Genomic DNA, 25,675 nt, shown 5'->3' with positions numbered 1-25,675 from the left:
GGCGCCACCCCCGACGTGGCGCACCGGTCCTTTGTGTTGCACGGCCCATCCCCCGACGAACCGTGCCTTCCATCCCTCTGGCGCGTAGGCCCCGACCCTCAAGCCAGAGGTTGGTCTCGGTGGATGAGTCAACTTTCGCACGTCTCCACCCCGACCACTCAAGTCCTTTCACCCTCAAGGACCTCCTGTGTGGCCGATTCGTTGCATGTTTCACCCGGTCATCCCATTCCCGTGACCCAATCGCAACCATCGTGACCCTGCGCACCCGATCTGGTACATCCGTACCAGGTTTGGCATACTGGTACACATGTCCCACTCCGCCCGACTGTCCGACTACCGTGCTGCCCTGACGACCCCCGGCATGCGTGGCCCCGTGGTCGCGTCTCTGCTCGCCCGCCTCCCGATCGCGATGGTCGGGCTCTCGCTGCTGCTCTACGTGGAGCGCGCGACGGGTTCGTTCGCGGTCGCCGGCCTGGTCTCGGCGGCGGCGCTGGTGGGCGTGGCGATGGGCTCGGTCGTCCAGGGCCGGTTGATGGACCGCTTCGGCCCCACTCGGCCGCTCGTCTTCGTGACCGGTCTCTTCACGCTCTTCGTCACCGCCTCCGTGATCGCCGTCGAGGTGGGTTCACCGGTGTTCGTGCTGGTCCCGCTGGCCCTCGGCGTCGGCGCGACCGAGCCGATGGTGGGCTCGGCCTCGCGTGCGCTGTGGGAGCGGATGCTGCCCTCCGGCCCGACGCGGATGGCGGCCTACGCCTACGAGTCGATCAGCATGGAGGTCTTCTTCATCCTCGGTCCTGGTCTCGCCGGCGTGCTGCTGGCGGCTCCGTGGGCAGGTACCGGCGTGGTGGTCGGTGCCGTGATGATGGTTCTCGGTGCGCTGTGGTTCGCCTCGAACCCGGTCGTGCGCGCCTGGGGCCCGGTCGAGCAGGCTCCGCGCCCGCTGCTCGGCGCGTTCGCCTATCCGGGCATGCGGACCGTCGCGCTGGCCGCGCTGGGCTTCGGCGTGACCATCGGTTTCGTCGAGGTGGCCGTGCCGGCCTTCGCGAAGGCCGCGGGCCAGGCCTCGATGGGTGGCCTGATGCTGTCGCTGTGGTCGATCAGCTCGGTGATCTTCGGCGTGCTCTACGGCATGCGTCCGTGGCCGCGCCCGATGCACCTGCGTCTGCCGGTGCTGCTGGGCGGGTTCGGGTTGCTGTCGCTGCTGCTGGCGATCCCGCTGACGCTGGTCGGGCTCGGCATCGCGCTGTTCGTGGTCGGCACGCTGATCACGCCGCAGTCGACCGCGCACTCCGCGGCGATCGAGCAGGTCACGCCGAACGGCATGGCCGCGGAGGCGTTCGGCTGGGTGATCACCTCGGTGACCGTCGGCCTCGCCATCGGCCAGGGCCTCTCCGGCCAGCTGATCGAGCACTTCGGCACGCGGCCGGCGTTCGTCGCCTCCGGTGTGGCCGGGCTGCTGATCGCGCTCGCGGTGTGGCTGCTGCGCGGCACCGTCAGCCGTGGCGTGCCGGCTGAGCCCCTGCCGGCCCGTTCCGAGATGGAGCTGGCGGCCCGCTAGTGCCACGGCACTAGGCGACAGAGCGCATCGGCACCACCAGGTAGGTCAGCTCTACGCCGTCCTCGCCCGGTGTCGACGTGAGCACGGTGGACCGCAGGCCGTCCTGGATCCGCAACTCGATCCGGCGGCCTGCGAACGCCTTCAGCGCGTCCGCCAGGTAGCGCGCCTGGAACGTCTTGGTCAGCCGGTCGCCCTCGATGGTGGCCTTGACGAACTCCTCGGACTCGCCCTGCTGCGGGTCGTTGCCCTTGATCCGCAGCTCGGAGTCCTCGACCTGGATGGTGACCGCCTGGTGCGGGCCGCCGAAGGGCGTGGCTCTGCGGACGGCGCGTGCCAGCGCGTCCGCGTCCACGAGCACCGTGCTGTCGATGACTGCCTCCAGGAGTCGGCGCGCCCGGTCGTCCGGGAACGGAGCGGCCAAGAGTGCGGTGGAGATCGAGTTGTGGCCCCACGCGAGGCCGATGCGGTCTTCGTCGGCGTGCAGGGCGACCTCGCCCGTCGCCTGCCTGGCCGCTTCCGCGATGGGCTTCGCCGGAACCAACAGGTCTACGTGGCCGCTCTGTTCCCACGGCAGCGTCGCGTAGGCCATGCGATAGCGGTCGGTCGCCATCACGTGCAGCTTCTGCTCGTCCGACTGGATCCGGATGCCGGTGAAGATCGGCAGCGCGTCGTCCTTGGACGCCGCGCCCGCGACCGCCGCGATGATCCTGAGCTTGTCCGCGTCGATGTGGCCCTGCAGCGGTGGCAGTTCCGGGACGCCGGGGTGGTGGCCGAGGTCCAGGAGCGGGATCGCGAACCTCGACGTCGGCGTGCGGATCGCCAGCCGCTGACCTTCCACCTTGAGCCTCACCTGCGGCTCGTCCAGGGCGTGGAGTGTCGCCGCCAGCGGCTTCGCCGGTACGAGCACCTCACCTTCGGTGTGGACGGTGGCGTGCACGGTCAGGCGCACGGCGTGCTCCTGGTCGCTGCCCGCGATCTCGACGTTCGTGCCGGCTTTGAGGCGGAGCCCGGCGAGCACCGGGTCGAGCACGCGGGTCGGCAGCAGCCGCGCGACCTCGGCGGCGGCGCCGGCCAGCTCGGCTGTCGTGGCGGTGAGGTCCATGGCTGGGACGCTAGCGAGCACCTCTGACAATTTTGACGCCTCGGCGTCAGGACCGATCGGAGCGGTGGATGTCGGCTGAGTGTCTGATCTACGCCAGGCACCGCGGTTCCGGGCCGTTGACAGGGCCGGTGGTGTTCGCCGACGACGTGGTCGTCGTCTCACACCGGCCAGGTGGGGTGCCGGGACATCTGTTCGTGGAGACGCGGCGGCACGTCGCGACCCTGGACTCGCTCACGGTCGCGGAAACCGCGGCCGTGGCTCGGGCCGCACGGCTGGTGGCGGTGGGGATGCGTGTTCGTCCGGCATCGGGGGACTCCGGACGAGTTGGCGTGGGACGAGGAGTGGTCCGGCGCGCCGACCGGTGACGTGGCCGCGTTCAGCGCCAGGCTTCGCGAGTACTTCACGAACAGCGAGCAGCAGCCGCGGTGATCGCGATCCGCGTCGACTCGACCAACGCGGGATCACCACCCTCCCTCAGCGCCAAGGCCGCACGGAAGTGTTCCAGCGCCTCGGCGTACCGGCCCTCGTCGAAGTAGCACTTGCCCCAGTGCTGGTGCACGAAGTCGGGGATCTCGCCGGTCTCCGCGCACTTCGCGAACTCCGCGTGAGCTTCGGAGAACCGGCCCTGCCACTGGAGGACGTGCGCCAGCCGCAACCGTGCCGCCGTGGACGGGCGCAGCTCGAAAGCCTTGCTCAACGCCCGCTCGGCGAGATCGAGCTCGCCGAGCATCCGCGCCGCGACCCCGATCTGCGTCCAGGCCTCGTACTCGTCCGGGATGTCCCGCAGGGTCTGCGGGTCGATCGTGTACTTCACGCACCTGCCCTGCGCCGTGCCAGGTCGATGATCCGCTGCAGGTGCAGCCCGCGCCGCACATCGCACTCGTGGGTGGTCGTGCCGCTGTCGACCATGGCCACGAAGTCGTCGAGCAGGATCGTGAAGCAGTCCAGCGCGGACGTGTCACGGCTGTTCAGGGTCCGGTGGCCGTTGACGCCGAACACGGTGAAGTCGGTGAACGGTGGCTGCAGCGGCAACGACAGGGTCAGCGACAGGGTGCTCGTGGCGCCGGAAGCGTGCTGCAGGATCAGTTGCCAGAGCCCGGTCGGCGAAACGTTCGCGGCGATCACGTCGGTGATCTCGCCCAGCGCGGCGTCGAGCAGGTCGAACGCGTGCGGGCCGATGTCCTCCAGCGCGCCCTTCTCGTGCCGCCACGGGGAGTTCGCGAACGGGCCGTCCAGCAGGGCGCCTGTCAGCCAGCGCGCGTCGGCACCGGTCCAGCCGCCGGTGCGGTGGAGCTGGGCCAGGAGCTCCTTCGTTTCCGGGGCGTAGCGGCGGGTCAGCACCACCAGGGACGCGACGCCGGCGTCCGAGACCGCGGCGGCCAGGCGCTCGGCGACCTCCACCGACTCCGCGATCGGCTTCTCCAGGATCACGTGCTTGCCCGTGTTGGCCGCCTCGATCGCCATCGGGCCCTGGACGGCGGGAGGAACGCAGAACGCCACTGCGTCCACAGTGGACAGCATTTCCGCGAAGTCCGCGAAGGGTTCGGCGCCGTAGGTGCCGGCGAGCTCCGCGGCCGCTTCCTGGCGGCGCGCCCACACGCCCGTCAGCGTCGTGCCGGGGTGGTTCGCGATTCCGGGAGCGTGGATCATCTGAGCCCACGGGCCCGCACCGACAAGTCCTACGCGCAGCTGTTCGTCCACTCGCACATCCTGCCTCAGGAGTAACTGGCCTTGGGCACGAAGATCTCACCGCCGTTGTCGAACTTCAGGCGCAGGCCGCCGTCGGTGGTCTCGCGCTCCGGGTCGTGATCCCAGCCGCCCGGCACCGTCACCACATGACCGCGGTCGGGCGACGGGCCCAGCCAGATCTCGTAGTAGGTGCCGCCGACGAGCCGTTCGACCTTCTTCACGTACACGCCTGGTCCCGTGGACGTCGGATCGACGCTGATCACGGTGGTGCGGTCAGGCACGAACATCAGCACGCCCGCCACCGCGGTGAGGCCGGTGCCCATCACCGCGCCGAGCAGGAACAGCAGCATCTTCACCAGGCAGCCGGAGACCTTCGTCGCCATCACACCATCCTCGGGTAAGCGCGGTCGTACGCTCGGAGAATGCCCGACGACATGACCTTGCCGGGAAACCTGGTACCCACCGCGCCGTCCGCTCAACCGGCGCAGCCCCGCGACGCCGTCACCGTGGTGCTCCTGCGGGACGGTGCCGACGGCGTCGAAGCCTTCCTGCTGCGCCGCGTGAAGGACATGGCGTTCGCGGGCGGCATGACCGTCTTCCCCGGCGGCGGCGTGGACCAGCGCGACGCCGACACCTCCGTCGCCTGGGCCGGTCCGTCACCGGAGTGGTGGGGCTCGATCTTCGGCGTCGACCCCGCCACAGCCCGTGCGTTCGTCTGCGCGGCCGTCCGGGAGACGTTCGAGGAGTCCGGTGTCCTGCTGGCAGGGCCCACCCCGCACTCGGTTGTCGCCGACACCTCCGCCTACGCCACCGCACGCAGGCAACTGGTCGACCGCGAGATCTCCCTGGCCCAGTTCCTCGCGAACGAGGGCCTGGTGCTGCGAGCGGACCTCCTGCGCCCGTGGGCCAACTGGGTCACCCCGCTCGATGAGCCCCGCCGCTACGACACCCGCTTCTTCGTGGCCGCCCTGCCGGAGGGCCAGCGGGCCGACGGCGAGACCACCGAAGCCTCCGACGCGTCCTGGCAAAGCCCGGCAGAAGCCGTCCAGGACGCCCAGGAGGGCCGCCGCATGCTCATGCCGCCCACCTGGCGCACCCTCGACGAGATCGGCGCGCTCGGCACCGTCGAGAAGGTCATGGCGGAGGAACGCAGCGTCGAGAAGATCATCCCCAAGCTGATCCGCGACGGCGACACGATCCGGGTGGTGTTCCAGTGAGCGGCTCCCCGCTGATCGGCGCCCGCGCCGCCCACCCGCTCTACGGCGAACTGCGCCAGGTCACGCCGCACGCCGCCGTGCTGCTGGCCGACAACCCGTCGCCGATGACGCTCGACGGCACCAACACGTGGCTCCTGAAGGCCCCGGACGCCTCGTCGTACGTCGTGATCGACCCCGGTCCGCTCGACGAGGCCCACCTGAAGCGCATCGCGTCGTACGGGCCGATCGCCGAGATCCTGCTGACGCACGGCCACCCCGACCACTCCGAGGGTGCCCGCACGTTCGCCGAACTGGTCAACGCCCCGGTGCGCGCGTTGGACCCGACGTTCACCCACGGCTCAGAGGGCCTCGTGGACGGCGACGTGATCACCAGCGCCGGACTGGAACTCCGCGTGCTGGGCACTCCCGGCCACACCAGCGACTCGCTGTGCTTCGTGATCGACGGCGAGGCGGTGCTGACGGGCGACACCGTCCTGGGCCGCGGCACGACGATCGTGGCCCACCCCGACGGCAAGCTCGGCGACTACTTCGAGTCCCTCAAGCTGCTGGCCGAACTGCCGGAGCACACCGCGGTGCTGCCGGGCCACGGACCGGAACTCGCCGACGCCGGCGACGCCGCACGCGCTTATCTCGCGCACCGCACCCAGCGCCTGGAACAGGTCAGGAGTGCCGTGGAGGCACTCGGCGGCACGCCGACCCCGCGACAGGTCGTCGAGGTCGTCTACGCGGACGTCGACAGGGTGCTGTGGCCCGCGGCGGAGTGGTCCGTGCGGGCCCAGCTGGAGTACCTGCGCAGCGGCTACTGAGGCTGGTGCCCGTTGTTCGCCGCGCCGAACGCCGACTGACGCGCCGATGACCGGTCGATCTGCCAACGGCCGCTGTCGGTCGTCTTCGCCCCGGTCTGCTCCCGCTGCGCCAGCTCCTCGTGCAGCTGCTGCAGCAGGGCCCGCTCCCGTTCGCTCAGGTTCGCGTCCACGGAGGACGGCTCCGGCGACTCGGCGAGGGCGGCCTGCAGGGCTGCCAGCTCGTCCGGCTTCAGCTCCGTGGTCACCTCGGCCCTGTTGATCGGCGTGGGCTCGGGCAGGGCCTCGATCTCCGGTTCGGCGGGAGCCATCGAGATCCGCTTCACGGGCTTCGGCGGGAACGGCTGCGAGCCCTCCAAAGCCGTCGTGTTGTTCGTGCGCGTGCGACGTGAGCCGGTCTCTTCCACAGGCTCCGGCGCCGGTGTCGGCTCGGCCACCGGCGCCGGAGCGGGAAGTTCTTCTGACTGGTCGAACCAGGCCGCGGCCGGCTCGTGGGCCATCGCCGGAGCGGACGGCTGCGGCGGCATCGGTGCGCCGGAGATCGACACCGGGCGCGAGGCCGTCGTCGCGGAGGCGTGGTAGTCGCTGAGCTGCGCGCCGACGGTCAGGACCTCCACCGAGGCCCGGACACCCGCCTTGCGCAGCACCGTGTCGACCCGGTACGCGGTCGCGGGCGCGAAGCCCTGCGGGCCGACGTCCACCAGCACGATCCGCTGCGGCAGCGGGCCGGGCGTCGAACCCGCCGGGGAGGAACGCCAGACGCAGCGCACCGCGCGGACGTCCGGCAGCACCGACACCGCGCGGGTCAGCACACCGGCCAGGTCGGCGACCGGGTCGCTCTCGGCGGTGAAGCGGTGACGCACGAACGGCAGCACCTCGACGACCGGCAGGCGGTCGGTCAGGGACGCGTCGGAGCGCACCTCGCGCAGCGCCCACGTGAGGGCCGCTCTCTCGTCCGGCAGCACCGGGATGCTGCCCGCGAGAAGAGTGCCGACGAGCAGCTCGACCGCCCGGTCCAGCTCCCCGACCGCGAGGAACTCGCGTGCCTGTGACAGGGCGTCGTCGTCGACGCGCCCGGCCATCGACAGCAGGAGATCGTGGAGACGGACCGGCAGGCCGACACCGTCGTTCGTCACGTCAGTTCTCCTTAGCTGAGCACCAGGTGCTCCTCGGACTCGGCGCCGGCGCACACCAGCTCCGATGCCGCCAACGCCGCCCGGTGGTAGGGCGGAAGGTCCAGACCGGACGGCACGACCTCGACGCACGGGTCGTGTTCGCCCAACGCCCGCAGAACGCGCTGCAACTCGCCGGTCAGCCGGGCGTGGCCGGTGGTGGCGGCGACCAGCAGGACGCGGTTGACCCCGGAGGGACCGATGCGCCAGCAGGAGCGAACCTCACCGACCCCGTGCCGGCCTCGTAGCGTGGCACCGAGCACAACGGTCGCGGAATCCCCCATCGGCACCCGATCGGGTGACTCCGGGGAAAAGGTGTAGTCGGTGGGTGGCAGTTCGTCCAGCCCTTTGACCGAACTGACAGCACCTGGTTCGGCCCCATAGGGCACCAGCGCATCCTGCAAAAGGCGGAGTTCGTGCTCAGTCAGAGGAATGCGCCCGTGCAGCAGCGTGCGCGGCAACGACCGCGCTAGCACCGCATATGCGTCAGAAGCCGCCCAGTCCCGGTACCGCCAGAGCAGGTCGTCCGGGAGGCGTCCGGCAAGCCGCAGCAGCAGTTCGTGGCACGTGTCCGACATGTCACACCTCGACGATCAGTTCGATCTCCACCGGAGCGCCGATCGGCAGCTCGGCCACCCCCACGGCCGACCGGGCGTGCTTGCCCGCGTCGCCGAAGATCTCCCCGAGCAGCTCGGAGGCACCGTTCACGACACCAGGCTGACCCGTGAAGCCTTCGGCAGAGGCCACGAAGCCAACAACCTTCACGATTCGCTTGATCGAGTCAACGCCGACGAGGTCGTGCACCGCCGCGAGCGCGTTGAGGATGCAGGTCCTGGCGTAGGCCTTCGCCTCCTCCGGCGAGACGTCCGCGCCAACCTTGCCGGTGGCGGGCAGCTTGCCGTCGACGAACGGCAGCTGGCCGGAGGTGAAGACGTGCGAGCCGGACTGGATCGCGGGCACGTAGGCGGCGAGCGGGGCGGCGACGCCGGGCAGCTCGATGCCGAGCTCCTTCAGGCGGGCGCTCCAGGTCATCCCTTCACCCGCTTCAGGTACGCGACGTGCTGCTCGCCGGTCGGGTTCGTCAGCACGGTGACCAACTCCCAGCCGTCGTCGCCCCACTGGTCGAGGATCTGCTTCGTGGCGTGGATCAACAACGGCACGGTCGCGTACTCCCACTTCGTCATGCGCCGAGCCTAACGCGCCACCCGAACGACGCCTGCGTGGTTCTCGCCCTTCGAGCTACCTTGATCACATGGAGACCTGGCGGATCATCGCTACCAGCCTGTTCGGTGTGGGCGGACTGGTGATGGTTCTCGTCGCCATGGCGCAGGTGCGTGATCGCAAGCACAGTCAGCGCGCGGACGTCGTTCGCGCGGGGCTGATCGGGCTCGTGGTCGTGGCCGTGATCACGGTCAGCATCGCGTTGTGGCTGCCGTCGGTCGTCGCGTGGGCGCTGGTCGCCGCAACCGCGATGGCCGTTTTCTTCCTCACCATGATGGATTGACCGACAGGTCCACGTCTCAACTGATTCACACCTAGTCTGGACGTGTGACGTCGTGGACCGAGGAGCTGACCCGAGCCCGCCTGCACGTGGTCTCCGGCAAGGGCGGCACCGGGAAGACCACGATCGCCGCCGCGCTGGCCCTCGCGCTGGCCACCGGCGGCCGCCGGGTGCTGCTGATCGAGGTCGAGGGCCGGCAGGGCATCGCCCAGCTCTTCGACCGCGCCCCGCTGCCCTACGCGGAGGAACGGATCGCGTCCGCTCCCGGCGGCGGTGAGGTGCACGCGCTCGCGATCGACGCCGAGGCCGCGCTGCTGGAGTACCTCGCGATGTTCTACAACCTCGGCTTCGCGGGACGGACGCTGCGCAAGATGGGCGCCATCGAGTTCGCCACCACGCTCGCGCCCGGCCTGCGGGACGTCCTGCTGACCGGCAAGGTCAAGGAGTGCGTGAACCGTACCGGCAAGGACGGCCGCCACGTCTACGACGCGGTGGTGCTGGACGCGCCGCCGACCGGGCGCGTGGTCAAGTTCCTGGACGTCACCAAGGCCATGGCCGATCTCGCCAAGGTCGGGCCGATCAAGGGACAGAGCGAGGGCGTGGTGCGCCTGCTGCACTCCGGCGACACGGCGGTGCACCTGGTGGCGCTGCTGGAGGAGATGCCGGTGCGCGAGACGCTGGACGCCGTCGCCGAACTGGACGGCGCCGACCTGCGACCGGGCGCGGTCCTGGTCAACCGGGTTCACCCGGCACGACTGCCGGTCCGTTCCGTGCAGGTCGCCGCCGAGGGCAGGGTCGACGCGGCACGGGTGCGCACCGGGCTCGTCTCCGCCGGTCTGGATCTCGACGAGTTCACGCTCGAGGGTTTGGTCGACGAGACGGTGGAGCACGCCATCCGGGTGCAGTCGCAACAGGAGGCGATGGAGCTGCTCAGCCACTCGGACCTGCCGACGTTCGAGCTGCCGGAGCTGACGGACGGGGTGGACGTGGCCGCGCTGTACGAGCTGGCCGAGGTGCTGGTCGCGGCAGGTGTGCGGTGACGGAGAAGCTCGAGTTCGATCCGCTGCTGGACGACCCGGCGACGCGGGTGCTGGTCTGCTGCGGTTCCGGCGGCGTCGGCAAGACGACGACCGCGGCGGCGCTGGCGTTGCGCGCTGCCGAACGCGGCCGGCGCGTCGTCGTGCTGACCATCGACCCGGCCCGCCGCCTCGCGCAGTCGCTGGGCCTGCGGGAACTGGACAACCATCCGCGCGAGGTCGTCGTCGAGGGCTTCGAGCCCAAGGGCGAGCTGTTCGCGATGATGCTCGACATGCGTCGCACGTTCGACGACATGGTGCTGACCCACGCGGGCCGCGACCGGGCCGACCAGATCCTGTCGAACCCCTTCTACCAGACCATTTCCTCGTCGTTCTCCGGCACGCAGGAGTACATGGCGATGGAGAAGCTCGGCCAGCTGGTGGCGCAGGACGAGTGGGACCTGATCATCGTCGACACCCCGCCGAGCCGCAGCGCCCTGGACTTCCTGGACGCGCCGCAGCGGTTGTCGACGGTGCTCGACGGCAAGTTCATCCGCATGCTCTCGGCACCGGCGCGTGCGAGCGGGCGTGGCCTGCTCAAGATCGTCGGAACCGGTTTCAGCCTTTTCACGCGTGCGGTGTCCACGATCGTCGGCGGCCAGCTGCTGCAGGACGCCTCGACGTTCGTGCAGGCGTTCGACAGCATGTTCGGCGGATTCCGCGAACGTGCGCAGCGCACGTACGAACTGCTCCGTTCACCGGGCACCGGATTCGTGGTGGTCGCGGCGGCTGAACCGGACGCGTTGCGCGAAGCGAGCTATTTCGTCGAGCGGCTCAGTGCCGAGAACATGCCGTTGTGCGGGCTCGTCGCGAACAGGACGCATCCCGTCATCGCGACGGACCTGCCCGCGGCGAAGGCGCTCGCCGCAGCGGACGACCTGGACCGCTCCGGTGAGGCGCCGCTCGCCGCGGCAGTTCTCCGGCTGCATGCGGACCGGGTAGCAGTCGCCGATCGGGAAAAGCGGCTGCTGGCCCGGTTCACACGTGCTCACCCCGGTGTTTCGCTGGTCGGCGTGCCCGCGCTACCCGCTGACGTGCACGACCTCGACGGCCTTCGGGAGATAGGTCGCCGACTCGCCGGGGAGTAGTGCCCCTAGCCGACCCTCGTGTCCTCGAGGTGCTCCTGACGTGCGTTGTCGAGCAACTCGAACCACGAGTCGACGTCCGGACGGCGGCGCAGCAGAGCACGGCGTTCGCGCTCGGTCATGCCTCCCCAGACCCCGAACTCGATCCTGTTGTCCAGCGCTTCGGCCAGGCATTCCATGCGCACCGGGCAACCCAGGCACACGAGCTTCGCCTTGCGCTGCTCCGCACCGCGGACGAAGAGCTGGTCCGGCTCCTCATCACGGCACGAAGCGTTGATACGCCAATCCCCCTGGTTCATATCCCCCACTCCTCAGTGCTGTCCAAATGTGGAAAATCCGCCACACCCCTGCCACGGATGCCGTAGCGTTCGAGCTACGGCTGCATTCCTTGGACGTTGACGGACTGTAGTGCCGTTCGGTTCCACGTCCAACCCTGGGTCACCCGACTGTTACCTGTCTTGCGTATCCCTACTCATGCTGAGTAACGACCCTTACTGATCACAGTCACCCGTTCGTGTACGGCGTACGCTGACCTGCGTGCGAGTCAGGAATGGCGTGCTCAAGATGCTCGGCCTGTGCCTGCTGGCTGGGGTTCTCCTCGCCGGCATGCTGTTCCCCGTGGTGGGCGCGACGGGCCTCGTGTCCAACCGCGCCAGCGACACCGTGGACAGCATCTCCGCCGACCTCGTGACCACAGATCCCCCGTTGATCACCACGGTCACGGACAAGGACGGGCAGCCGATCGCCTACCTGTTCGACCAGTACAGAGTCCTGACACCACCGGAGAAGATCTCGCCGACGATGAAGGCGGCGCTGATCTCGGTCGAGGACCGCCGGTTCTACGAACACCAGGGCGTGGACTGGAAGGGCACCATCCGCGCCGGCCTGACGAACCAGGTCAGCGGCGCGGTGACGCAGGGCGCGTCCACGCTGACCCAGCAGTACGTCAAGAACTACCTGGTCCACGTCGTCGCCAGGAACAACAAGCTGGAGCAGGCCAAGGCCCAGGAGCAGACCATCGCGCGCAAGATGCGCGAGGCGCGGATCTCGTTGCAGCTGGAGCGAAAGCTCGGCAAGGAGGAGATCCTCGCCAGGTACCTGAACGTCGTTCCTTTCGGGTCCACCATTTACGGCATCGCGGCGGCGGCGCAGGCTTACTTCAACACCACGCCGGACAAGTTGACGGTTCCACAAGCCGCGATGCTCGCCGGAATGGTGAACAGCCCGTCAGCGCTCGACCCCGAGGCGTATCCGGACAAAGCGCTGCAGCGACGTAATCAAGTGATCGACAGGATGGTCGAGAACGACAAGCTCTCGCACGATGCCGGTGAGGCCGCGAAGAAGGAAGGCCTCGGACTCGCGAACCCTGTTCGCACACCACCGAACGGTTGTGTCGGCGCCGGCCCGGAAAACGGTTTCTTCTGTTCGTACGTGGTGAACTACTTGCAGCGCGCGGGTTTCAGCGAAGAGCAGCTGCGCACCGGCGGCTACACCATTCAGACCACTTTGGACCGAGGGGTCACCTCGCAGGCGAAGGCGGCGGCCGAGGCGGGCGTGGCCAAGACCACCGACGGCATCGCGAACACGATGGCGATCGTCAAGCCGGGCAAGGAACGCCACGAGGTGCTCGCGTTGGTCGCGAACCGCGACTACGGCCTGAAGGCCGACCAGCGCCAGACGACGTACGACCTGCCGAGCGGCGTGGAGAACAAGTTCGGCGCGGGCTCGGTCTACAAGGTCTTCGCCGCCGCCGCCGCGATGGAGAAGGGCCTGGGGATCGAGAACGTCATCCCGACCCCGAGCTCGCACACGTCGCGGGTCTTCAAGGGTGGCGCCCAGCGCTGCCCGAGCACCGGTGAGCCCGGTACGCGCTGGTACTGCCTGAACAACTTCGACAACAGCTACCCGTCGTCGATGACGCTGCAGCAGGCCCTGCAGACCTCACCGAACACCGGTTTCGTGATCCTGGAAGAGCAGACGGGCATGGACGCGGTCGTCGACATGGCCTCGCGGCTCGGCATGCGCGAGACGATGGCGACGAACCTGCAGGGCATCCGTCCCGACCCGAAGGCCAAGGACAAGCAGAACCGGATCTCGCAGACCGAGTTCTTCAAGCAGAACGGCGGCAACGCGTCGTTCACGCTGTCGCCCGCACCGGTGTCCACTCTGGAGCTCGCGAACGTCGCCGCCACGATCGTGAGCGGCGGCAAGTGGTGCCCGCCCACGCCGATCGCCAAGGTGCTGGACCGCAACGGCAAGGCCGTCGCCGTGAACGAGGCGCCGTGCGAGCAGGTCGTCGCCGAGGGTCTCGCGAACGGCCTGGCCGCCGGCATGAGCAAGGACGACCAGGACCGCGGCACCGCGGCGGCGGCCGCCCGCGCGGTCAAGTGGAACCGGCCGATGATCGGCAAGACGGGCACCACCGAGGAGTACAAGTCGGCGGCGTTCATCGGCGCGACCCCGGACTTCGCGGGCGCCGTGCAGACGTTCAACGACGGCACCAGCCCCAGGCCGATCTGCATCGGCGGCCGACCGCGCCTGTGCCGCGACGGCGACATCTTCGGCGGCACGATCCCCGCCAAAACGTGGTTCGAGACGATGACGAAGCTGCACGCGCCGTTGCCGGTGTCGCAGCTGCCGCCGGTCGAGCAGCGGTACCTCAAGGGCGGCAAGGAGATCCAGATCCCCGACGTGGTGGGCCGCCAGATCAACGACGCGGTGCGGATCCTGGAGCAGGCCGGCTACAAGGTGAGCCAGCAGACGGTCAACTCCGACCAGCCGAAGGGGACGGTCGTGAGCCAGACGCCGCGCGGCAACGCGTTGCGCGGCACGGTCGTCACGCTGTCGGTGAGCTCTGGTTACGTGCCTCCGCCGGTGCCGAGCGAGACGCCGGGCAGCAACCCGAACGAACCGGGCAATCCCGGCAACCCGAACGAGCCACCACCGATCACGCTGCCGACCGAACCACCCGGCGTGCCCAGGAGGTAGGCCCTGGGCCGTGTCGCCAAAGGACTGAGCCGTGCCCGACCGACCTGAGATCGTCTGCATCTGCGGCTCTACCCGGTTCGTGGACGAGATGCGTGCGGCGAACCGTGATCTGACCTTCGCAGGTGTCATCGTCGTCGCGCCGGGCGTCTTCACACGCGCCGAGGATCATGAAGCAGACGAGTTGATCACCAACGAGCAGAAGACCGCGCTGCACACCCTCCACCTGCGCAAGATCGACCTCGCTGACCGGGTTCTGGTCGTCAACCCCGGCGGGTACATCGGCGAGTCCAGGAGCAGGGAGATCGCATATGCCCGCGCCACCGGCAAGCCGATCTCGTTCACCGATCCCGTCTGACCAGTAGACGCTTCGTGGTGCTCGCGGGCAACGAGTCTCCTAGCGGCGTTCGGCGAGCACCTGCTTGAGCTGCTGGACGCTCGTGTCGATGTGCGCGCGGATCTCGGCGACCGCCCGATCGCGATCGCCCGCGAGGAAGGCGTCGAGGATGCGCCTGTGGTCGGCGACGACCTCGTCCGGTGCCTCCGACTTCGTGAGCACCGTGAGGTAGAAGCGCAGCTCCTTGGTCATCGCGGCGAAGAAGTCGTCGAGCCGGGTGCTGTCCAGCACCGCCACGATCGCCTGGTGGAAGGCCAGGTCGCGGTCGACGATCGCAGGGAGGTCGCCGGTCTGCGCCGCGTCCACCAGGTCGTCGAACGCGCGGGTGATCGCGTCGAGCTGCGCGGGGCTCGGGGTCCGGGCGGCCGCGGCCGTTTCCAGGCGTTCGCGGGCGGTGTAGAGGGCCTCGACGTTCTCCGGCGTCGGGGCGATGACGACAGCGCCGCGGTTGACCTCGTACCGAACCAGCCCGGTGAGCTCGAGGATCCGCACGGCCTCGCGGATGGTGTTCCGCGCGACCCCCAGCTCGGCGGCGATGGCGCTCTCCCTGAGCCTGTCACCAGGACCGAAGGCGCCAGCCATGATCCGTTCGGAGAGGCCGTCGGCCAACTGCTGGGCCGTGGTCGTGCGGCGCACTTCGAGGCCGTCGAGGGCTGACATGCGGCCAGTTTAACCGGTTGCCCTACAGTTCAACTGTATTACAGTTCTCTTCATGGACCTGACGAAGTTCCGGGCACTCAGCTTCGACTGCTACGGCACGCTCATCGACTGGGAGACCGGTATCGCCGCGGTGCTCTCACCGTGGGCGCGCGAACAGGGGCTCGACCTCTCCGACGAGGAACTGCTGCTGGCCTACGGCGATCAGGAGGCGGCCGTCGAGGCGGAGACACCGGCCGCGCTGTACCCGGACGTGCTGGCAACCGCATTCCGCCGGACGGGAGAGGCGCTCGGGCGCGAGGTGAGCGACGAGTGGGCGCAGCGGCTCGGCTCGTCGGTGCCGGACTGGCCGGCGTTCCCCGACTCCGCCGATGCGTTGGCACGCCTGGCTTCCCACTACAAGCTGATCATTCTGTCCAACGTGCACCGCGCCGGTTTCGCCGGCAGCAACCGGCACCTGCGCGGGGACTTCTCGGCGATCATCACCGCGGAGGACGTCGGCGCGTACAAGCCGGCCGAGAACCACTTCCGGGCGCTGGACGCGAAGCTCGAAGAGCTGGGAGTGGACCGTTCGGAGCTGCTGCACGTGGCGCAGAGCCTGTTCCACGACCACGTTCCGGCCAAGCGGGAGGGACTGCCGTCGGTGTGGATCAACCGGCGGCACGACAAGCCGGGCTGGGGCGCGACGCCGCAGCCGTCCGGCGAGTTCAGCTACGGCTTGGAGTTCGGCTCGATGGGCGAGTTCGCGGACGCGGTGGACAAGGCGTTTTGAAGTTGGCGTGCCGCAGCGGGTCACCCGCTGCGGCACGTCGTGTCAGGAGGTCAGCCTGGCCTTCACCGCGGCGGCTACACGACCGCCCTCGGCACGTCCGGCGACCTCGGCGTTGACGGCTTTCATGACCTGGCCCATCTGCTTCGGCCCCGGCGCCTCACCGAGCTGCGCGGCAACGGCGTCGACCGCCTTGTCCACAATGGATGCGAGTTCGGCGTCGTCGAGCTGGGCGGGAAGGTAGGCCTCCAGCACGGCGAGCTCCTTGCGCTCCAGCTCCGCCTGCTCGGTGCGACCAGCGCCGGCGAACGCCTCGGCGGCCTCCTTGCGCTTCTTCGCCTCGCGCGTGAGGACCTTCACGACCTCGTCGTCACTGAGCTCGCGAGCCTGCTTGCCCGAGACCTCTTCGTTGGTGACCGCCGTGAGCGCCATGCGCAACGCACCGGCCGTGACGTTCTCCCTGGCCTTCATGGCCGCAGTCAGGTCGTTCTGCAGCCGCGTCTTCAACTCCGCCATGGCGCAGAACGGTACAGCCCACCCGATGCCGCGCCGATCGAGTTAACCGCCTTCCGTACCCTTGACACGTGAACAAGCTCGGCCGCGCCCTCCTCGCCACGACCGCACTCGGCACCGCGACCATCGCGTACGCGGCGGGAATCGAGAGAAGGCACTGGACCCTGCGCACCGCCACCGTGCCGGTGCTGTCGCCGGGCGCGCGCCCGATCCGTGTGCTGCACATCTCAGACCTGCACATGACGCCCAACCAGGTGTCTAAGCAGCGCTGGGTAGCGGCCCTGAACGACCTGAACCCCGACCTGGTCGTCAACACGGGCGACAACCTCGCGCACAAGGACGCCGTCCCCGCGGTGCTGCGCGCGCTCGGCCCGTTGCTCGACCGTCCGGGCGTGTTCGTGTTCGGCAGCAACGACTACTACGCCCCGAAGCCCAAGAACCCGGTGCGCTACCTCCTGCCGTCCTCCAAGACCAAGCGCATCCACGGCGTGACGCTGCCGTGGCGCGACCTCCGCGCCGGCATGATCGAGCGCGGCTGGGTCGACCTGACCCACGTCCGCCGGACGATCGAGGTGGGCGGCCAGACGATCTTCGCCGCCGGCCTCGACGACCCGCACCTGAAGCGCGACCGGTACGCGGACATCGCAGGCACGCCAGACCCGCGCGCCGCACTGCGCCTCGGCGTCACGCACTCCCCCGAACCGCGCGTTCTGGACCCCTTCGCGGCTGACGGCTACGACTTCGTGATGGCCGGGCACACCCATGGCGGACAGCTGCGCGTGCCGTTCTACGGCGCATTGGTGACCAACTGCGAACTGGATCGCGGTCGCGCTCGTGGTGTGTCGCGGTGGGGTTCGCACATGTGGATGAACGTGTCCGCCGGGATGGGCACTTCGCCGTATGCGCCGGTGCGGTTCTGCTGCCCTCCGGAGGCTTCCCTGCTGACCTTGGTTCCTCGACCTGTTACGCCTGGTCAGGGCCGGAATGAGGGGGTCCGTTTCGGAGCTGGGGCGGACATGATGTAGAGTTCTACTCGTTCCCAGCCGGGGTGTGGCGCAGCTTGGTAGCGCGCTTCGTTCGGGACGAAGAGGTCGCAGGTTCAAATCCTGTCACCCCGATTAAAAATCGGGCCGATTCCATGTTGCAGTGGAATCGGCCCGATTTTTGTTTTCCGGCAAAGGCCATGGATCGTCCAGGAAAGCCACCCGATCGTGTGACGCGACTCGACACGGGCGACCGCGGAGGTCACCGCGTCTACATGACGCAGTGCCACCGTTCCGCACCAAACAATACGGAACGCGCACGTTGCGTTAAGCCTTCCGAGTGAAGGTTGACGGTTCAACTCACGGTGCGTAACGGGCATCTAGATCCAGACGACGAAGGCTGTGGTTCGGCACTCGTTGAAAGTCGGGAGAAGCAAGTGATGGACTCCGCCGCCGCTAAACCCATCCACAGGTCGTGGATCGTCCTCGCAGCCAAGGCCGTTGTGGTGCTGCAGTCGCTTGCGATCGTCTACATGCTGACGTCGGCCTGGATGACGGCCGCGGTGTCCGCCGGCTTCGTCGTGGTCCTGACCGCGGTCAAGGCGTTGTCGCGCGCCTCGCGGCAGGCTGACCGGATCTTCGAGGAAGAGCTCCGCTGAGACTTTACGATCGGGCGCATGATCACTCGTGTGTCCGAAGCGCTCGTGAAAGCCGGGCGTGAGCAGGAGTTCGTCGAGCGGGTCCGGGATCTCGTCAAGACGTTCCCCGAGACCTACGAAGGCCTTCTCGCGCACCAGGTGCTGGTGGACCTGGACGACCCGCAGAAGGTGCAGTACGTGAGCCGGTGGCGGGACGAGCAAGCGCTCGAGGGCTACGCGGGACCCAACTGGCGCACCGATCCGGTGACCTTTCCGGATGAGGACGAGTACCTGCGGCAGCCGCTCAAGCTGCGGCACTTCCGGGACGTCAGCTGAAGAAGCCCCGTGCGGGCAGGCCCTCGGGGAAGCGTTCCAGCGCAACGCCTGCCGCCAGGGCCAGTGACTCCAGGGCCTCGGTCTCCGCGGGGGTCGCGGTGTGCGGAACGGCCCAGTAGCAGCCGATCGCGCCGATCGGTTCGGGGCGCAGGATCGGAGCCATCAGCAGACTGCGCACGAAGGTCGGCCGGTAGGCCTCCTGCGGAATCCTCGGATCGAAGCGGATGTCCCTGATCGCCACGGTTTGGCGGTTCATCATCGCCCAGCCGCTGATGCAGGTCGTCACGGGGAAGCGCTGGCCCTTCCACAGCGGACTCATCGAGTCCTCGTCCGCGTAGTAACAGAGATCGCCGTCCAGCAGCACCAGCGTGGCGCCGTGGGCTGCCAGTGAGGAACGGGCCGCGGTGCGCACGATCCGGTGGACTTCCTCCAGCGTGGCAGCCTCGGCCAGGCGATCCATCGCTTCGGCCATGCATCAACGTTAACTCTCGCGAGGCTGCAGGCCTAGGTGTTCCGGTGCGGGTGGAAATCCGGAGGTCGGCTTCAGCGTGAACACGTGCGACGACGGGCCGTGGGTGCGCAGGTGCACCAGCCGTTCCTCGGCTTCCGCGACGGACGGGCGGTGGCCGGCGGGTACCCACCACAGCGCGGTCATCGCCTCGACGGGGTGGTGGAACCACTGGCGCCGGCCGCGCAGGATCGCGCGGTGGGCGTCGCCGTAGACGAAGGCGAGCAACGCCTCGGGCGACTCCCACACGGACATGTTCACGATCAGCCAGTCATCGTCGAAGACGCGGATCGCCGTCGCGTCGCCCGCCTCGCCCTGCAGCCGCCAGCGGAAGCCCGGTGCGGCGTCCGCGACCGCGTTCACCGGGTCGAGGGCGGCGACGAACTCCTTGAGCTGCGGGCTGTCCAGCGGCGCCAGCAGTCGTGAGATGTTGACCTGGGCGAGCTCGAAGGCGCTCATCGGCGGTTCCTCGGCGCGTGGCCCTGCGCCAGCGACAGCTGGTGCTTCGCCACGATCCACTGCTTGCCGGCAGGCCGCGACGCCAGGACCAGGCTGAGGATGCACACCGCCAGCAGCACGGCCGACGCCATGGACGGCACGAGCTCGGCGACGCTCTGCTGACCGAGCGGAACAGCGCCACCGCGAGCACCAAGCCGGTGAAGACGCCCGCCAGCTGCGAGGTGACCGTGTTCGGGAAGTACGGGTGGTTGATCGACAACGCGCCCAGGGCGTTGAGCACACCGACTCCGGCGACGACGGCCGCGAGCACGATGCCGACGACCAGCGTGGCACCGGACATCAGGAAGCTCATGATCACGAACGCGGCGATGACCAGCATTCCGACGGCGAGGATCCAGTTCAGGATCGCCAGGAGCACGAGCGGCGCCGGCTTCGGCGGCAGGTAACCCGGCCAGGGCTGGTGCGGGTGCCCCTGCTGCGGATACGGCTGTTGGTACTGCGGCCGCGCAGGTGGCGGCGCTCCCCACTGTGGTGGTGTTGTCATCTCAAGTCCCCCTAGTACTGCCACTGACTCTAGTGTTGAGACGTGACGACGCACCCTGCTCCGAATGTTCCGGACCAGCTTTTCGACGATCCGGCCGCCGAGACCCGGTGGCGCGAGCGGTTCACCGCTCCCCGGATGAGCCTGCCCAGCTGGGCCGACGACGCACCGGACCGCACGCTGTACGTCTCCAACGCGAGCGGCGTGTGGGAGATCTACGCGTGGGACCGCGCGACGGACGAGCACCGCAAGGTCACGGACCGCCCGAACGGCACGTCGCACGGCACGCTGAACCCGGACGGCACCGAGATCTGGTGGTTCGACGACCACGACGGCGACGAGTTCGGCGTCTGGGTGCGCGAGCCGTTCGTCGCGGACGGCAGCAAGGCCGAGCCCGCCATCGCGGACGTCCACGCGGGCTACCCCGCAGGGCTGGAGATCGGCAGGGACGTCGTGGCGGTCGCGGCCTCGACCGACGACGGCACGACGGTCTGGTTGTCCCGCGACGGGAACACCGAGGTGATCTACCAGCACGTCAACGACGCCGGTGTGACCGCCATGTCGAAGGACGAGTCGCTGGTCGTGATCGCGCACTCCGAGCACGGCGACAACCGGCACATGGCCCTGCGCGCGCTCAACTCCGCGAACGGCGAGACGGTGGCCGAGAAGTGGGACGGCAAGGGTCTCGGCCTGGACGCCGTCTCGTTCAGCCCCGTGCGCGGCGACCAGCGGCTGCTGGTGCTGCACGAGCGCCGCGGCCGCGAGGAGCTGCTGATCTGGGACGTCGCCGCCGACACCGAGCAGGAGATCGTGCTCGACCTGCCGGGTGAGGTCGCCGCCGACTGGTACCCGGACGCGTCCGCGTTGCTGATCGTGCACACCCACCACGCCCGCAACACCGTGCACCGCTACGACCTCACGACCGGCGAACTGTCCACTCTGGACAGCGCGCCCGGCGTGATCGGCTCAGCGGGCGTGCGCCCGGACGGCACCGTCGAGTACTCGTGGTCGTCCGCCGAGAAGTCCACGGTGATCCGCGCGCTGGCCACCGACGGCACCGAGCGCGTGCTGGTCGAGCCGCAGGGCGCCCGGCCTGCCACCTCGGAGAAGCTCGAGGACGTCTTCGTCGGCGAGGTCCACGCGCTGGTCTCGAAGCCGGCGGGAGAGGGTCCGTTCCCGACGGTCTTCCTGATCCACGGCGGTCCGCACTCCTCCGACGAGGACCGCTTCTCCGCCTACCGCGCGGTGTGGCTCGACGCCGGGTTCGCCACCGTGCACGTGAACTACCGCGGTTCCAGCGGCTACGGGTCGAAGTGGCGTGACGCCATCGAGGGCAGGCCGGGCCTCACCGAGCTGGAGGACATCGCTGCCGTCCACGACTGGGCGATCGAGTCCGGGCTCACCGACCCGTCGAAGTCGGTCCTCAGCGGCGCCTCGTGGGGCGGCTACCTGACTCTGCTCGGCATCGGCGTCCAGCCGGAACGCTGGACCGTCGGCATCGCGGGCGTCCCGGTCGCGGACTACTTCGCCGCGTACGAGGACGAGATGGAGCCGCTGCGGGCGTTCGACCGGGCGCTGTTCGGCGGTTCGCCGGAGGAGCTGCCTGAGCTCTACAGGGAGTGCTCGCCGCTCACGTACGTCGAGCAGGTCACCGCTCCGGTGCTGGTGCTCGCGGGTGAGAACGACCCGCGCTGCCCGATCCGGCAGATCGACAACTACCTCGACGCGCTCGCGTCGCGCGGTCACACTTACGAGATGTACCGCTACGACGCGGGACACGGCTCGCTGGTCGTCGCCGAGACGATGCGGCAGACCGCGGCCGAGGTGGATTTCGCGAGGCGGCACCTGGCGAAGTAGGAGACAGCTGGGGGCGGCCGGATTGCGGCAGAACGTCAGTCAGGCCGGCCAGGGGTGGGTCCGGGACGCGTTGCTGGTGGCGACGTGGGCCGGACTCGCCCTGGTGGGAATCGTCGCGGTGATCGCCGGCTTCGCCGTGCACGAGATCCAGTCCAACCTGGACCCCGAGCTCGACGACTGGCCGCTGCGGGGCTCGCTGGCCGGCGACGAGGCGCTGCTCGACCGCGCCGAGCAGGCTTGGCGTGACTTCGGCGGCCTGGACGGCGACGCGCATCCGCTGTTCGCGGAACGGTCGTCGGAGCTGGCGGCAAACATGGTGCTGGTGGCCATGGCCGGACGCACCGACGACGACCGGCTGGTCGTGGCGTTCGTGACCAGCCCGGCCACGACGGGTACGCCTGCCACCGATCGGCTGTTCGTCCGTGCGGTGAGCTTCCCGAAGGAGAGGCCGCTGGCGGTCGGCTTCGTCGCCGCACGCCAGGATCCTTCCGACGCTGTCCCGGACGGGGGCAGCCTGGCCTTCGCACTGGCGGGTCCGAAGAACCCGGTCGTGTCCGTCAGGACGAACGTGATCGACCCCGGTCGTCGCGAGCCGGAACCGCCCGGCGAGACGTTCTGGCGAGTCCTGCCGCGGGGTGCCGGGGCGTGGAACACCACGATGTCCACCGGCCAGTCCCACGAGGAGCCGCTGCGACCGGCCGCCGGGGTCCGCGACCCCGCGACGACACTCGCGAAGGTGTCCACGCGGGACGGCGCGGTCGCCGCCGAGTACCGGACACCGGCAGCGGGCGACCTCGTCACCTCGTCGACCGCGATGCTCGGCGTGGTCACGGACACCAGCGGCCGGATGGAGACCACTCCCACCGCGTGGACCGCCTGGGGCTCGGTGAGCACCGAGAAGTCCGGTGTCCCCGGCACGCTCACCGCGGGATCGGGCGGCACGCTGCTCTTCACGGCGACCGGCCCCGGTGAGGTGGCCGATGACGACCGGCTCGTGTTCACCAGTGCGGCCAACGCCGGCGTGGTGGTCGAAGTGGGCAGGCTGACCAAAGCCGACGGCGGCTGGCAGGTGGAGCGAGGAGTCAACCTGAGCCAGTACCAGCTGTCGACGGTGGCCGTCACGCCCTAACATGGTGGCGGCGCTGCCGGAGCGCCTCACCTCCTGATCGGCCACCCACGCTGGCCGGCGTCGCGGAGGCAAAGGGGATTCCTGTCCTCCCGGCACCGGTCAGTCGTGTGCGCACAACACCGGACGGGCAGAGCAGGGCGTGGGGAACGGCTCCAGCGCGTCCGCGGAAGGCACGCCATGACCGAGCAGAAGTCGTTCAAGCGCCTGGTTCGCGCCCGGATGGAGCGCACCGGCGAGTCGTACACCACCGCGCGCAGGCATGTGCTCAAGGACGCGCGTCCCACCGGGCAGATGCACGACTCGTGGCTCCTCAGGGAGATCCTCGACGACGAGTGGTCCGAGGCGATGCTGGCCGGGCTCGCGGGCGGCATCGGGTTCATGTACTTCGTGTTCGAGTACAAGAGGCACACGCCCACGATGACCATCGTGGCGCGGCACCACCCCGCGCCGTTCATCCCCACCGCGTTGCAGCACGCGAACATCGCCCACGACGTCACGACGACGACCTCCGCACGCAAGGCCGAGCAACAGCTCAGGACCGCCGACGGGCCGGTGATCTGCATGCTGGGCAAGGAAAAGCACCCGGTCGGCGTGCTCGGCGTCGACAGCGACACGGTCACCGTGCACAACCACGGCACGCACACCCAGCCGCTCGCCGACTTCATGACCAGCTGGGGTCAGGGCAAGCACGAGATGATCAGCATCGGTGAGCGCACGGGCGAGCCGGACGTCGGAAGCGCCGTGCGGATGACGTGCGAGCACCTCACGGGACCGGTGCTGGGCAACAACTTCGACGTGAACTTCGGTTTCTCCGGCATGCGGAAGCTCGCGGAACAGTTGCGCGACAAGGGGAGGAAGGGCTGGACACAGCGCTGGGCCGACGACCCCGGATTCGTGAGGCAGCGACTGCACGACTGTCTCGAGGTCGAGTACACGGCACCGGGCGCGACCCGGCCGCTCTACGCCGATTTCCTCGACGAGGCGGGACTTCCCGGCGCACAGGACTTCCGGGAGTCAGGACGGCTCTGGTCGGAGATCGCCAGGGGCGGGGACTACGACGAACTGGCCGGGAAAGTCGACGAGGCCCGCTCCATCGAGGAGCGGGCCGTCCGCCGGCTCATGCTCTAGGCGGCTTGCGCCTGCCACATCCAGTGCGCCTGCTCCAGCTGCTGCGTGATGCCGATCAGCAGGTCCTGGGTGACGAGGTCCGGCTTGTCGGTCTCGTCGATGCGGGCACGCATGCGTGAGATCAGCGACGCCAGTGAGGACGTGATCGCCGTGACGACCTGCTCCTCCCTCAGCCAGCCGGTTTCGATCTCGGGCACGCCGGACGACGCGGCGATGGTCTTCGCCGTGCCGTTCGGCGTGACGCCGAGAGCTGCCGCGCGTTCGGCGACCTGGTCGGCGGCGTTGCGCGCCATGAGGACCAGTTCGTCGAGCTGAAGGTGGACGCTGCGGAAGTTCTTGCCGATCACGTTCCAGTGCGCCTGCTTCCCGATCAGGGACAGGTCGACGAGGTCGACGAGTGTGGCCTGCAGCACTGCACCGACCGCGTCGCGGTCGCCGTCAGCAAGCGGGCTGGTGATCGGGTTCTTGGCCATGGTTGAACGCGCCTCCTCAGACGGTGACGGTGACCGCCACCTCGATGTTGCCGCGCGTCGCGTTGGAGTACGGGCAGACCTGGTGGGCCTGCTCGACGAGCTTTTCCGCGACCGCCTGGTCGAATCCGGGGATGGTCACGGCGAGCTCGACGGCCAGCTGGAAGCCGCCGGTCCCGCTGGGGCCGATCCCCACCTTGGCGGTTACCTCAGAAGAAGGGAGCTGAATCTTGGATGCGCGCGCGACGACCGCGAGGGCGGAGTTGAAGCAGGCCGCGTAGCCGGCCGCGAACAGCTGCTCCGGGTTGGTCGCGTCACCGCCGGGGCCGCCCATCTCCTTCGGGATCGACAGGACCTCGTCGATCACGCCGTCGGAGGACCGGACCTCGCCGTTGCGGCCTTCGCCGTAAGCAGTCGCCTCGGCCGTGTACAGCGCTTCCATTCCGCTCTCCCTTGAGTCAGTGGTTTGTTACCTACCGGTATGAACGGATCGCGCACGACTTGTCTGCCCGATCGTGAGTCAGTTCACGTCCAGATGAGACGACTGGCGCAGCGCGAACTCGACGACCTGTCGGCCGATCATCCGCAGGTTGCGGTCCACGTCGCTGTCCGAGCAGGCGCCATCACCGTCGAACTTGACCTGCGCGGAGTTGATCGCGGCACCGAGCGGCGTCGGCCAGCCGCGCAGCGCGTGCACGATCGAGCGAACCGCCGCGAGCGTGTTCACCGCGGCCTGCCAGCCGTGCGCGGCGGTGATGGTGCCGACCGCGCGGCCGTCGAGGTACGGGCGGTCGTCGTCACGCAGGTCCTCGATGTAGTCGAGGGCGTTCTTGACCAGGCCGGACACGGTGCCGTGGTAGCCGGGCGACACGAGGATCACGCCGTCGGCCCTGCGCAGGTCCTCGACCATCTTGAGCGCGACGTCGGTCCGCTCCGGCACAGACGGGTCGTAGAACGGAAGCACCAGTTCAGGGCCGCTGTACTGGATCGTCTCCGCACCGAGCTCGCGAGCGCCCTCCAGAGCGACCCGCAGCGCCCGTTCGGACTGCGAGTCGGCCCTGATAGAGCCCCCGATGCCCACCACCATCACCGTCATGGCGTC

34 protein-coding genes and 1 tRNA gene are annotated in these 25,675 nt (G+C 69.1%); 18 read left to right on the top strand and 17 right to left on the bottom strand.

Features of this window, described 5'->3' with window-relative positions:
• The first annotated feature begins 307 nt into the window (after positions 1 to 307).
• A complete protein-coding gene (locus ABFX45_RS02680; RefSeq protein ID WP_346127260.1) occupies positions 308 to 1,558 on the top strand; it encodes an MFS transporter in 1,251 nt (416 codons plus the stop codon).
• Positions 1,559 to 1,568: 10 nt separating this feature from the next.
• Here the strand turns inward: ABFX45_RS02680 and dnaN are convergent, their stop codons facing one another.
• Entirely contained in the window at positions 1,569 to 2,660 is a 1,092-nt protein-coding gene (dnaN, locus tag ABFX45_RS02675) for a DNA polymerase III subunit beta (RefSeq protein ID WP_346127258.1), read from the bottom strand.
• Positions 2,661 to 2,728: 68 nt separating this feature from the next.
• On the opposite strand from dnaN, the gene ABFX45_RS02670 reads away from it, so the two are divergent.
• A complete protein-coding gene (locus ABFX45_RS02670; protein ID WP_233439150.1) occupies positions 2,729 to 3,025 on the top strand; it encodes a hypothetical protein in 297 nt (98 codons plus the stop codon).
• 35 nt (positions 3,026 to 3,060) lie between these two features.
• Here ABFX45_RS02670 and ABFX45_RS02665 read toward each other — a convergent pair whose 3' ends face one another.
• From ABFX45_RS02665 to ABFX45_RS02655, 3 genes are read right to left on the bottom strand one after another with little or no spacing between them, the layout of a single operon-like run.
• Positions 3,061 to 3,474, bottom strand: coding sequence for a tetratricopeptide repeat protein (locus tag ABFX45_RS02665; protein ID WP_170154720.1), 414 nt, complete (start codon positions 3,472 to 3,474; stop codon positions 3,061 to 3,063).
• Positions 3,471 to 4,361: a Gfo/Idh/MocA family protein gene (locus ABFX45_RS02660; RefSeq protein WP_346127255.1), complete on the bottom strand. Its 891-nt coding sequence runs from the start codon at positions 4,359 to 4,361 to the stop codon at positions 3,471 to 3,473. Before ABFX45_RS02660 ends, ABFX45_RS02665 begins: the two co-directional genes overlap by 4 nt.
• 14 nt (positions 4,362 to 4,375) lie before the next feature.
• Entirely contained in the window at positions 4,376 to 4,732 is a 357-nt protein-coding gene (locus ABFX45_RS02655) for a hypothetical protein (protein WP_346127253.1), read from the bottom strand.
• A 39-nt stretch (positions 4,733 to 4,771) separates the two neighbouring features.
• Between ABFX45_RS02655 and ABFX45_RS02650 the strand changes: the two genes are divergently transcribed.
• A complete protein-coding gene (locus ABFX45_RS02650; protein WP_109630963.1) occupies positions 4,772 to 5,566 on the top strand; it encodes an NUDIX hydrolase in 795 nt (264 codons plus the stop codon).
• Complete coding sequence (locus ABFX45_RS02645) at positions 5,563 to 6,372, top strand: MBL fold metallo-hydrolase (RefSeq protein WP_346127251.1); 810 nt, start codon at positions 5,563 to 5,565, stop codon at positions 6,370 to 6,372. The genes ABFX45_RS02650 and ABFX45_RS02645 overlap by 4 nt, the downstream gene beginning before the upstream one ends.
• Here ABFX45_RS02645 and ABFX45_RS02640 read toward each other — a convergent pair.
• From ABFX45_RS02640 to sp36, 4 genes are read right to left on the bottom strand one after another with little or no spacing between them, the layout of a single operon-like run.
• A complete protein-coding gene (locus tag ABFX45_RS02640) occupies positions 6,366 to 7,505 on the bottom strand; it encodes a hypothetical protein (RefSeq protein ID WP_346127249.1) in 1,140 nt (379 codons plus the stop codon). The genes ABFX45_RS02645 and ABFX45_RS02640 overlap by 7 nt on opposite strands.
• An 11-nt stretch (positions 7,506 to 7,516) precedes the next feature.
• Entirely contained in the window at positions 7,517 to 8,119 is a 603-nt protein-coding gene (locus ABFX45_RS02635) for a hypothetical protein (RefSeq protein WP_109630956.1), read from the bottom strand.
• Position 8,120: 1 nt separating this feature from the next.
• A complete protein-coding gene (locus ABFX45_RS02630; protein WP_346127246.1) occupies positions 8,121 to 8,573 on the bottom strand; it encodes a RidA family protein in 453 nt (150 codons plus the stop codon).
• Positions 8,570 to 8,725: a Sp36 family protein gene (gene sp36, locus ABFX45_RS02625; protein ID WP_109630950.1), complete on the bottom strand. Its 156-nt coding sequence runs from the start codon at positions 8,723 to 8,725 to the stop codon at positions 8,570 to 8,572. The genes ABFX45_RS02630 and sp36 overlap by 4 nt, the downstream gene beginning before the upstream one ends.
• Before the next feature lie 68 nt (positions 8,726 to 8,793).
• Between sp36 and ABFX45_RS02620 the strand changes: the two genes are divergently transcribed.
• Genes ABFX45_RS02620 through bagB form a run of 3 tightly spaced genes read left to right on the top strand, consistent with a single transcriptional unit; the run spans position 8,794 to position 11,206 of the window.
• Positions 8,794 to 9,045, top strand: coding sequence for a hypothetical protein (locus ABFX45_RS02620; protein ID WP_109630947.1), 252 nt, complete (start codon positions 8,794 to 8,796; stop codon positions 9,043 to 9,045).
• A gap of 44 nt (positions 9,046 to 9,089) precedes the next feature.
• The gene (bagA, locus tag ABFX45_RS02615; RefSeq protein WP_109630944.1) at positions 9,090 to 10,082 is read left to right on the top strand and encodes an ATPase BagA; all 993 of its coding nucleotides are present in this window, start codon (positions 9,090 to 9,092) and stop codon (positions 10,080 to 10,082) included.
• Positions 10,079 to 11,206 (top strand): ATPase BagB, encoded by a 1,128-nt coding sequence (bagB, locus tag ABFX45_RS02610; RefSeq protein ID WP_109630941.1) that lies wholly within the window; start codon positions 10,079 to 10,081, stop codon positions 11,204 to 11,206. Before bagA ends, bagB begins: the two co-directional genes overlap by 4 nt.
• Before the next feature lie 5 nt (positions 11,207 to 11,211).
• Here the strand turns inward: bagB and ABFX45_RS02605 are convergent, their stop codons facing one another.
• The gene (locus tag ABFX45_RS02605) at positions 11,212 to 11,502 is read right to left on the bottom strand and encodes a WhiB family transcriptional regulator (protein WP_109630938.1); all 291 of its coding nucleotides are present in this window, start codon (positions 11,500 to 11,502) and stop codon (positions 11,212 to 11,214) included.
• A gap of 238 nt (positions 11,503 to 11,740) precedes the next feature.
• Here ABFX45_RS02605 and ABFX45_RS02600 point away from each other — a divergent pair, with 238 nt between their 5' ends.
• Entirely contained in the window at positions 11,741 to 14,191 is a 2,451-nt protein-coding gene (locus ABFX45_RS02600; protein ID WP_346127242.1) for a transglycosylase domain-containing protein, read from the top strand.
• A gap of 31 nt (positions 14,192 to 14,222) precedes the next feature.
• On the top strand, positions 14,223 to 14,546 hold the full coding sequence (locus ABFX45_RS02595) for a hypothetical protein (RefSeq protein ID WP_346127240.1): 324 nt from the start codon (positions 14,223 to 14,225) through the stop codon (positions 14,544 to 14,546).
• 39 nt (positions 14,547 to 14,585) lie between these two features.
• Here the strand turns inward: ABFX45_RS02595 and ABFX45_RS02590 are convergent, their stop codons facing one another.
• Positions 14,586 to 15,245, bottom strand: a complete 660-nt coding sequence (locus ABFX45_RS02590) for a GntR family transcriptional regulator (protein ID WP_109630930.1) — start codon at positions 15,243 to 15,245, stop codon at positions 14,586 to 14,588.
• 52 nt (positions 15,246 to 15,297) lie between these two features.
• Between ABFX45_RS02590 and ABFX45_RS02585 the strand changes: the two genes are divergently transcribed.
• Positions 15,298 to 16,014 carry a haloacid dehalogenase type II gene (locus ABFX45_RS02585; RefSeq protein WP_346127238.1) on the top strand — a complete coding sequence of 239 codons (717 nt, stop codon included), beginning with the start codon at positions 15,298 to 15,300 and terminating at the stop codon, positions 16,012 to 16,014.
• A gap of 42 nt (positions 16,015 to 16,056) precedes the next feature.
• On the opposite strand, the gene ABFX45_RS02580 is transcribed toward ABFX45_RS02585, so the two are convergent.
• Positions 16,057 to 16,527 carry a GatB/YqeY domain-containing protein gene (locus tag ABFX45_RS02580; protein ID WP_109630923.1) on the bottom strand — a complete coding sequence of 157 codons (471 nt, stop codon included), beginning with the start codon at positions 16,525 to 16,527 and terminating at the stop codon, positions 16,057 to 16,059.
• A gap of 68 nt (positions 16,528 to 16,595) precedes the next feature.
• On the opposite strand from ABFX45_RS02580, the gene ABFX45_RS02575 reads away from it, so the two are divergent.
• The 4 genes from ABFX45_RS02575 (at position 16,596) to ABFX45_RS02560 (ending at position 18,481) form a co-directional block, all read left to right on the top strand.
• Positions 16,596 to 17,549, top strand: coding sequence for a metallophosphoesterase (locus ABFX45_RS02575; protein ID WP_346127235.1), 954 nt, complete (start codon positions 16,596 to 16,598; stop codon positions 17,547 to 17,549).
• 19 nt (positions 17,550 to 17,568) lie between these two features.
• Positions 17,569 to 17,642, top strand: a tRNA-Pro gene (locus tag ABFX45_RS02570).
• A 305-nt stretch (positions 17,643 to 17,947) separates the two neighbouring features.
• Positions 17,948 to 18,166, top strand: coding sequence for a hypothetical protein (locus tag ABFX45_RS02565; protein WP_346127233.1), 219 nt, complete (start codon positions 17,948 to 17,950; stop codon positions 18,164 to 18,166).
• A gap of 18 nt (positions 18,167 to 18,184) precedes the next feature.
• On the top strand, positions 18,185 to 18,481 hold the full coding sequence (locus ABFX45_RS02560) for an antibiotic biosynthesis monooxygenase family protein (protein ID WP_109630901.1): 297 nt from the start codon (positions 18,185 to 18,187) through the stop codon (positions 18,479 to 18,481).
• On the opposite strand, the gene ABFX45_RS02555 is transcribed toward ABFX45_RS02560, so the two are convergent.
• Genes ABFX45_RS02555 through ABFX45_RS02545 form a run of 3 tightly spaced genes read right to left on the bottom strand, consistent with a single transcriptional unit; the run spans position 18,474 to position 19,579 of the window.
• Entirely contained in the window at positions 18,474 to 18,953 is a 480-nt protein-coding gene (locus tag ABFX45_RS02555; protein ID WP_109630896.1) for a GAF domain-containing protein, read from the bottom strand. The genes ABFX45_RS02560 and ABFX45_RS02555 overlap by 8 nt on opposite strands.
• Positions 18,954 to 18,962: 9 nt before the next feature.
• Positions 18,963 to 19,448, bottom strand: coding sequence for a DUF3291 domain-containing protein (locus ABFX45_RS02550; protein WP_109630894.1), 486 nt, complete (start codon positions 19,446 to 19,448; stop codon positions 18,963 to 18,965).
• On the bottom strand, positions 19,445 to 19,579 hold the full coding sequence (locus ABFX45_RS02545) for a hypothetical protein (protein WP_346127230.1): 135 nt from the start codon (positions 19,577 to 19,579) through the stop codon (positions 19,445 to 19,447). The genes ABFX45_RS02550 and ABFX45_RS02545 overlap by 4 nt, the downstream gene beginning before the upstream one ends.
• 66 nt (positions 19,580 to 19,645) lie before the next feature.
• Here ABFX45_RS02545 and ABFX45_RS02540 point away from each other — a divergent pair, with 66 nt between their 5' ends.
• From ABFX45_RS02540 to ABFX45_RS02525, 4 genes are all read left to right on the top strand, one after another.
• The gene (locus tag ABFX45_RS02540; RefSeq protein WP_346127228.1) at positions 19,646 to 19,894 is read left to right on the top strand and encodes a hypothetical protein; all 249 of its coding nucleotides are present in this window, start codon (positions 19,646 to 19,648) and stop codon (positions 19,892 to 19,894) included.
• A gap of 140 nt (positions 19,895 to 20,034) precedes the next feature.
• On the top strand, positions 20,035 to 21,846 hold the full coding sequence (locus tag ABFX45_RS02535) for a S9 family peptidase (RefSeq protein WP_346127226.1): 1,812 nt from the start codon (positions 20,035 to 20,037) through the stop codon (positions 21,844 to 21,846).
• A 22-nt stretch (positions 21,847 to 21,868) separates the two neighbouring features.
• A complete protein-coding gene (locus tag ABFX45_RS02530; protein WP_346127224.1) occupies positions 21,869 to 22,975 on the top strand; it encodes a hypothetical protein in 1,107 nt (368 codons plus the stop codon).
• Positions 22,976 to 23,152: 177 nt separating this feature from the next.
• The gene (locus ABFX45_RS02525; protein WP_346127222.1) at positions 23,153 to 24,103 is read left to right on the top strand and encodes a BtrH N-terminal domain-containing protein; all 951 of its coding nucleotides are present in this window, start codon (positions 23,153 to 23,155) and stop codon (positions 24,101 to 24,103) included.
• Here the strand turns inward: ABFX45_RS02525 and ABFX45_RS02520 are convergent.
• The 3 genes from ABFX45_RS02520 to ABFX45_RS02510 form a co-directional block, all read right to left on the bottom strand.
• A complete protein-coding gene (locus ABFX45_RS02520; protein WP_109630880.1) occupies positions 24,100 to 24,576 on the bottom strand; it encodes a Dps family protein in 477 nt (158 codons plus the stop codon). The genes ABFX45_RS02525 and ABFX45_RS02520 overlap by 4 nt on opposite strands.
• A gap of 16 nt (positions 24,577 to 24,592) precedes the next feature.
• Entirely contained in the window at positions 24,593 to 25,015 is a 423-nt protein-coding gene (locus ABFX45_RS02515) for an organic hydroperoxide resistance protein (RefSeq protein ID WP_109630877.1), read from the bottom strand.
• A gap of 78 nt (positions 25,016 to 25,093) precedes the next feature.
• Positions 25,094 to 25,669, bottom strand: a complete 576-nt coding sequence (locus ABFX45_RS02510) for an NADPH-dependent FMN reductase (RefSeq protein WP_109630873.1) — start codon at positions 25,667 to 25,669, stop codon at positions 25,094 to 25,096.
• Positions 25,670 to 25,675: the final 6 nt, after the last annotated feature.

It is taken from the genome of Lentzea roselyniae (genome assembly GCF_039537795.1).
Taxonomy (GTDB): Bacteria; Actinomycetota; Actinomycetes; order Mycobacteriales; family Pseudonocardiaceae; genus Lentzea; species Lentzea atacamensis.
This window is presented reverse-complemented; position numbering and strand designations above follow the sequence as displayed.

Coding starts and splice junctions, on each gene's coding strand:
- ABFX45_RS02565 (WP_346127233.1), top strand. CDS start 17,948: ATGGACTCCGCCGCCGCTAAACCCATCCACAGGTCGTGGATCGTCCTC.
- ABFX45_RS02520 (WP_109630880.1), bottom strand. CDS start 24,576: ATGGCCAAGAACCCGATCACCAGCCCGCTTGCTGACGGCGACCGCGAC.
- ABFX45_RS02650 (WP_109630963.1), top strand. CDS start 4,772: ATGCCCGACGACATGACCTTGCCGGGAAACCTGGTACCCACCGCGCCG.
- ABFX45_RS02550 (WP_109630894.1), bottom strand. CDS start 19,448: ATGAGCGCCTTCGAGCTCGCCCAGGTCAACATCTCACGACTGCTGGCG.
- ABFX45_RS02510 (WP_109630873.1), bottom strand. CDS start 25,669: ATGACGGTGATGGTGGTGGGCATCGGGGGCTCTATCAGGGCCGACTCG.
- ABFX45_RS02515 (WP_109630877.1), bottom strand. CDS start 25,015: ATGGAAGCGCTGTACACGGCCGAGGCGACTGCTTACGGCGAAGGCCGC.
- ABFX45_RS02560 (WP_109630901.1), top strand. CDS start 18,185: ATGATCACTCGTGTGTCCGAAGCGCTCGTGAAAGCCGGGCGTGAGCAG.
- ABFX45_RS02655 (WP_346127253.1), bottom strand. CDS start 4,732: ATGGCGACGAAGGTCTCCGGCTGCCTGGTGAAGATGCTGCTGTTCCTG.
- ABFX45_RS02525 (WP_346127222.1), top strand. CDS start 23,153: ATGACCGAGCAGAAGTCGTTCAAGCGCCTGGTTCGCGCCCGGATGGAG.
- ABFX45_RS02605 (WP_109630938.1), bottom strand. CDS start 11,502: ATGAACCAGGGGGATTGGCGTATCAACGCTTCGTGCCGTGATGAGGAG.
- ABFX45_RS02585 (WP_346127238.1), top strand. CDS start 15,298: ATGGACCTGACGAAGTTCCGGGCACTCAGCTTCGACTGCTACGGCACG.
- sp36 (WP_109630950.1), bottom strand. CDS start 8,725: ATGACGAAGTGGGAGTACGCGACCGTGCCGTTGTTGATCCACGCCACG.
- ABFX45_RS02580 (WP_109630923.1), bottom strand. CDS start 16,527: ATGGCGGAGTTGAAGACGCGGCTGCAGAACGACCTGACTGCGGCCATG.
- ABFX45_RS02555 (WP_109630896.1), bottom strand. CDS start 18,953: ATGGCCGAAGCGATGGATCGCCTGGCCGAGGCTGCCACGCTGGAGGAA.
- ABFX45_RS02670 (WP_233439150.1), top strand. CDS start 2,729: ATGTCGGCTGAGTGTCTGATCTACGCCAGGCACCGCGGTTCCGGGCCG.
- dnaN (WP_346127258.1), bottom strand. CDS start 2,660: ATGGACCTCACCGCCACGACAGCCGAGCTGGCCGGCGCCGCCGCCGAG.
- ABFX45_RS02590 (WP_109630930.1), bottom strand. CDS start 15,245: ATGTCAGCCCTCGACGGCCTCGAAGTGCGCCGCACGACCACGGCCCAG.
- ABFX45_RS02545 (WP_346127230.1), bottom strand. CDS start 19,579: ATGGCGTCGGCCGTGCTGCTGGCGGTGTGCATCCTCAGCCTGGTCCTG.
- ABFX45_RS02620 (WP_109630947.1), top strand. CDS start 8,794: ATGGAGACCTGGCGGATCATCGCTACCAGCCTGTTCGGTGTGGGCGGA.
- ABFX45_RS02630 (WP_346127246.1), bottom strand. CDS start 8,573: ATGACCTGGAGCGCCCGCCTGAAGGAGCTCGGCATCGAGCTGCCCGGC.
- ABFX45_RS02635 (WP_109630956.1), bottom strand. CDS start 8,119: ATGTCGGACACGTGCCACGAACTGCTGCTGCGGCTTGCCGGACGCCTC.
- ABFX45_RS02680 (WP_346127260.1), top strand. CDS start 308: ATGTCCCACTCCGCCCGACTGTCCGACTACCGTGCTGCCCTGACGACC.